Annotated in this window: 4 protein-coding genes and 1 tRNA gene; 1 reads left to right on the plus strand and 4 read right to left on the minus strand. The window is 42.9% G+C overall.

Features of this window, described 5'->3' with window-relative positions; genetic code table 11:
- The 3 genes from rsxC to rsxA all read right to left on the minus strand — a co-directional run.
- Window positions 1-1979, minus strand: a 1979-nt coding sequence (gene rsxC / locus Q8W26_RS17590; RefSeq protein WP_305473863.1) for an electron transport complex subunit RsxC, incomplete at its 3' end; no start/stop codon positions are given.
- Window position 1980: 1 nt separating this feature from the next.
- Window positions 1981-2541 carry an electron transport complex subunit RsxB gene (gene rsxB / locus Q8W26_RS17595; RefSeq protein WP_101215893.1) on the minus strand — a complete coding sequence of 187 codons (561 nt, stop codon included), beginning with the start codon at window positions 2539-2541 and terminating at the stop codon, window positions 1981-1983.
- Window positions 2542-3120: an electron transport complex subunit RsxA gene (gene rsxA / locus Q8W26_RS17600; RefSeq protein WP_101215892.1), complete on the minus strand. Its 579-nt coding sequence runs from the start codon at window positions 3118-3120 to the stop codon at window positions 2542-2544.
- A gap of 244 nt (window positions 3121-3364) precedes the next feature.
- Here rsxA and Q8W26_RS17605 point away from each other — a divergent pair, with 244 nt between their 5' ends.
- Window positions 3365-4270 carry a DMT family transporter gene (locus tag Q8W26_RS17605; protein ID WP_101215891.1) on the plus strand — a complete coding sequence of 302 codons (906 nt, stop codon included), beginning with the start codon at window positions 3365-3367 and terminating at the stop codon, window positions 4268-4270.
- A gap of 629 nt (window positions 4271-4899) precedes the next feature.
- On the opposite strand, the gene Q8W26_RS17610 is transcribed toward Q8W26_RS17605, so the two are convergent.
- Window positions 4900-4975 (minus strand) — tRNA-Asn (locus tag Q8W26_RS17610).

Consider the following 4975-nt stretch of genomic DNA (forward strand, 5'->3'; position numbering starts at 1 on the left):
TGAGCTTTGGCTTTTGCTTTGGCAACAGCAGCGGCAATGCGTGCTTTTTTGTCGTCGGCAGCGCTATTCACTGACGGTTCTGCCTCTTCTAATGCCTCAGGAGATTCATCCGGCTGTGCTTTTTTAGCCTGAGTTTTGGCTTTTGCTTTGGCAACAGCAGCGGCAATGCGTGCTTTTTTGTCATCGGATGTATTCTCTACTGACACTTCGGTGACAGTCTTTGAAACTTGCTCGTCGTTATGTGAAGGTTTAGCTTGCGATTTTTTAGCTTTTGCTCTCGCAATTGCTGCTGCAACGCGAGATTGCTGTTCATTTTGAGACGTCGAATCTGCTTCTGTTGTAGAGCTGTTCGCTTGAGCTTTTTTGGCTTTTGCTCGGGCGATCGCTGCGGCAACGCGATCGTTAGGTTGTTCTTTGGTCGGCTCTTCTACTGATTGCCCAGCTTTTTTAGCTTTTACTCTGGCGAGAGCTGCAGCAATCGCGTCTTGATCTTTATTTCCTGCCATCGCTGCTTTACGTTTTTCTGCCGCTAGTCGGCTGCGTTCTTCACGTTCCTGCTTGTCACGCTCTAAACGTGCTTGACGAAGCTCATAGCGCTCCTTGGCACGGGCTGCTTGTAGTTTTTCTTGTTCGGCCGTTCTAATTTCAGCTTTAGCAACACGATAATATTGAACGAGTGGGATTGCACTAGGGCAAACGTATGCACAAGCACCGCATTCAATACAGTCAAATAGATCGTGTTCGATGAGTTTATCGTGGTCTTTATCTTTGGCAAACCACTGTAATTGCTGTGGCAATAACTCTGCAGGACATACTTGTTCACAGTCACCACAACGAATACAGTTTTGCTCAGAAGGGGCATCTGGTAACTCATTAATACTGGCCGCAATAATACAGTTTGTTGCTTTAACAACTGGCGCACTAATATCATGCAAAGCAAAACCCATCATTGGTCCTCCCACGATGATTTTTTGTTTGCTTGCTGGTTTAAAACCACACTGCATAAGGAGGGTTTCAATACTAGTACCTAGCGGCACTTGGTAATTACCCGGGCGAGACACTAAATCACCAGAAACAGTAACAATACGCTCTAACAGAGGTTGTCCATGAGTAACCGCTTGATTAACTGCGTAGGCGGTTGCAACGTTTTGTACAACTACACCAATATCTGCTGGCAGCTTTCCTTTTGGTATTTGTTTACTCGTCAGTACTTCGATTAACTGCTTTTCTCCTCCAGCGGGATAAACGGTTGGTATTGGGCGAACCAGTATATGCGAGTCGACATTAGCAACAGATAGCGCTTTCTCCATGGCTTTGATTGCTTCAGGCTTATTATCTTCAATAGCGATAATGACACGCTTTGGCGAGATTAGTTGTTTAAGAGTTAAGATACCCTGAACAATATCATTGGCACGGTCTCGCATTAACGAATCATCAGCAGTGATATAAGGTTCGCACTCAACGCCGTTAAGAATTAAATAATCAATGGGTCTTTTAGTTGACAGTTTTACCGATGTTGGAAAGCTTGCACCACCTAACCCGGTGATACCACTTGCTTTTACTCGTTCTAAAATTTCAGCTGGTGTCGCTTGCGTCGATAATGGTGCGAAGACAGGATGTGCCTGCTCGTCAGTGTCATTGACTGTTAACGTTATTGTTTCTGTTGTTAATCCAGAAGGGTGACAGGCTGGGTGTTGGCAGATGGCAGTAATGGTGCCATCTGATGGTGCCAATACATTTGCAGAGATAAATCCGTCAGCTTTTGCTAGGACCTGGCCTTTAGTAACATTATCACCAACGGCTACACACACAACGGCTGCTGCGCCACTGTGTTGTGAAAGTGGGATAAATAATTGTTGTGGTACCGGGAGCAAACTGATTGGTTGATCCTTGGTGCGCTCTTTTCGGCTGGGTGGGTAAATACCACCGTGAAACTGCCACAATTGACCATCATCGACTAAGTTTAGAATAGTTTTCACGTTATGACTCCAACTGCTTAATAGGAATCAGAGTTAATTGAGCGTTCCAATTCTTGGTCGTTTGTTTGACTGGTATCATTTCTATACAGTCAACAGGGCAAGGTTCAACACAAAGATCACAGCCAGTACATTCATCGGTGATAATCGTATGCATTTGTTTAGTCGTTCCTAAAATTGCATCGACTGGGCAGGCCTGAATACACTTGGTACAGCCAATACAATCATCTTCGATGATAAAAGCGACTTTCTTTACTGGTTCTTCGACTTCCTCGCCTTGAGCTGGTGGAATATCGACATTCATCATATCGGCAATGATTTCTATTGTCTGTTGACCGCCTGGAGCACACTTATTGATAGCGTCCCCATTGGCAACCGCTTCAGCATAAGGCTTACACCCTGGATAGCCACATTGGCCACATTGCGTTTGCGGTAAGATAGCATCAATTTTTTCTGCAATAGGATCTTCTTCAACTTTAAACTTGATTGAAGCAAACCCCAATAGAACACCAAAGATGAGCCCTAATGCACTAAGGACTAGGATTGCGATTAAAATAACTGTCATTTACTTCACTAACCCCGTAAATCCACTGAATGCCAATGACATTAAGCCTGCGGTAATCATCGCAATTGAAGCGCCTTTAAATGGGGCTGGTACGTCTGCGGCCGCTAAACGTTCCCGCATCGCCGAGAATAAGATTAATACTAGAGAGAAGCCAAGTGCCGCGCCAAAACCGTAAACAATTGAGTCAATAAAATTATGATGCTCATTGGTGTTTAATAATGCGACGCCAAGAACTGCACAGTTAGTGGTGATCAGCGGTAAAAAAATACCCAGCATGCGATATAGTGCAGGACTGGTACTACGCACCACCATTTCAGTGAACTGTACAACAACGGCAATAACTAAGATAAAGCTAAGGGTGCGCAAATATTCAATATTTAATGGGACTAACAAGTAGTGGTTGACTAGATAGCTGCATAAAGACGCAATAGTTAAGACAAACGTAGTCGCCATCGACATTCCAATTGCGGACTCAAGTTTGCTGGAGACCCCCATAAAGGGACATAAACCTAAAAACTTAACTAGTACGAAGTTATTGACTAAAACTGTACCAATTAGCAGTAAAAAATACTCAACCATTAGCGTTAATTGACCTAAAAAACAATGGGCGTATTATCCTTGTTTATTCACTTAGAAACAACCTTGTATGTTGTAAGTGTTAGCGCCAAGACTTAGTTATTTAACGTCACTTGCACAAGATCAAAATAAACTGAAGACCCAAGGTGTCATTGCTTATGCATTCTGGGTCTATTTTATAATTTATTGCATCTATTTTATTTTGATTTACACTTGCCGCCTGTTTTTACACCACAAATGAAATTTTATGAACAAAACTACTCCTGCTTATGGGCCTATGCTGATCTTGTCCGTTGCGATGTTGCTGTGGGCAAGTTCTTTTATTGCGCTAAAAGTCGCTTTTGCAAGCTACTCACCGATGTTTGTAATCTGGGCGAGAATGATGGTAGCTGGAGCCTGCTTTGTATTTTTTATTAAGCAGTTCTTTAACTTTGAGTATCGAGCCGGTGATTATAAGCTCTTAGGGCTGATGGCATTGCTTGAGCCATGCTTTTATTTCGTCCTTGAGGCAGAGGCATTGCTAAATACCTCTGCATCTCAAGCAGGGACTATTACCGCTATTTTACCGTTACTAATCGCAGTTATCGCATTTTTCACACTTGGAGAGCGGATCACTCGCCGCCAACTAGTGGGCTTTTTGCTTGCTTTTGCTGGGGTGATTGGCCTGTCACTAGGCAGTGAAGTGACTGAAGATGCGCCAAACCCTTTATGGGGAAACTTTTTAGAGTTTTTAGCGATGTGCTGTGCAGCTTGCTATAGTGTGTTATTAAAACGTTTTAGTGCGCGTTACTCGCCTGTATTTCTTACGGCATTCCCTGCGTTTGTTGGCATCATTTTTTTCACCCCGTTTATGTTGTTAGAGCCCTTTCCAACGCACTTTGACAGTTTCGGGGCAGGGGCGATTATCTATCTAGGGGCAGTGGTCACCCTTGGTGCATATCTTTGCTATAACTATGCCATTGCGCGAGTGCCGGTGACCATTGCTGGCTCGTTTAGTAATTTGATACCTGTATTTACAGTGTTACTCGCTTGGTTATTACTCAATGAAACATTAACAATGAGTCAATTAGCAAGTTGTGCTTTGGTGGGGGTGGGCGTATTAATTAGTCAGCGTACAAAAAAGGTACCGCAACAGTTATGTACTGCTTCGTAGTGAAAGGGTATGGCACCTCTTAACCTCTTTGTTGTCTAGAAAGGGGTTATTGGTGATATCTTAATTAGCGGTTGCGATTCGTTAATAACAACTGAAGTTTGATGTGATAAGACGAATTGCTAAGCAGTGTGGCGTTTTTTTGAGCATACCCGTTACTTTTCTTATAGGAAGGTAACAAAAGATTAAACGGCTGGGGGCAATTTAAGGCAGTAATAGCTGCTCTACAGGACAAATGACAGGGATGTTTTTTGCAAATAGGACAGTAAATTAGTTACTTACCTTTCATGGGGTAGGGCTAGCTATGATAATTGAACGAACTTGATGCGTGTTCTGCGCCAAAACCTCAAAAACCATCCCTGAGTTTTCTCCTAACATCCACTCTCTTAAAGGTCGCTGATGACAGATAGTAGGGGATGTCGAAGGGGGAACAGTTGATACAAATGTTTTTTATGCAATTAAAAATATACAACAGTTAACTGCGACATAGCCTTTTATAGGGGCACTGTACAAGTACTCTAGTCCATTAATAAAATTGATATTAGGATAGAAAAAATAATTTAAGTCAAGAGATCAAGATAATTTAAAAGGAAGAACAAGATTGTCTGGGTAATACAGAATAGAAAGATAAATGGCTCCCCAAGCTGGACTCGAACCAGCGACATACGGATTAACAGTCCGCCGTTCTACCAACTGAACTATTGGGGA

This window comes from Psychrobium sp. 1_MG-2023, from assembly GCF_030689115.1.
Lineage (GTDB): Bacteria > Pseudomonadota > Gammaproteobacteria > Enterobacterales > Psychrobiaceae > Psychrobium.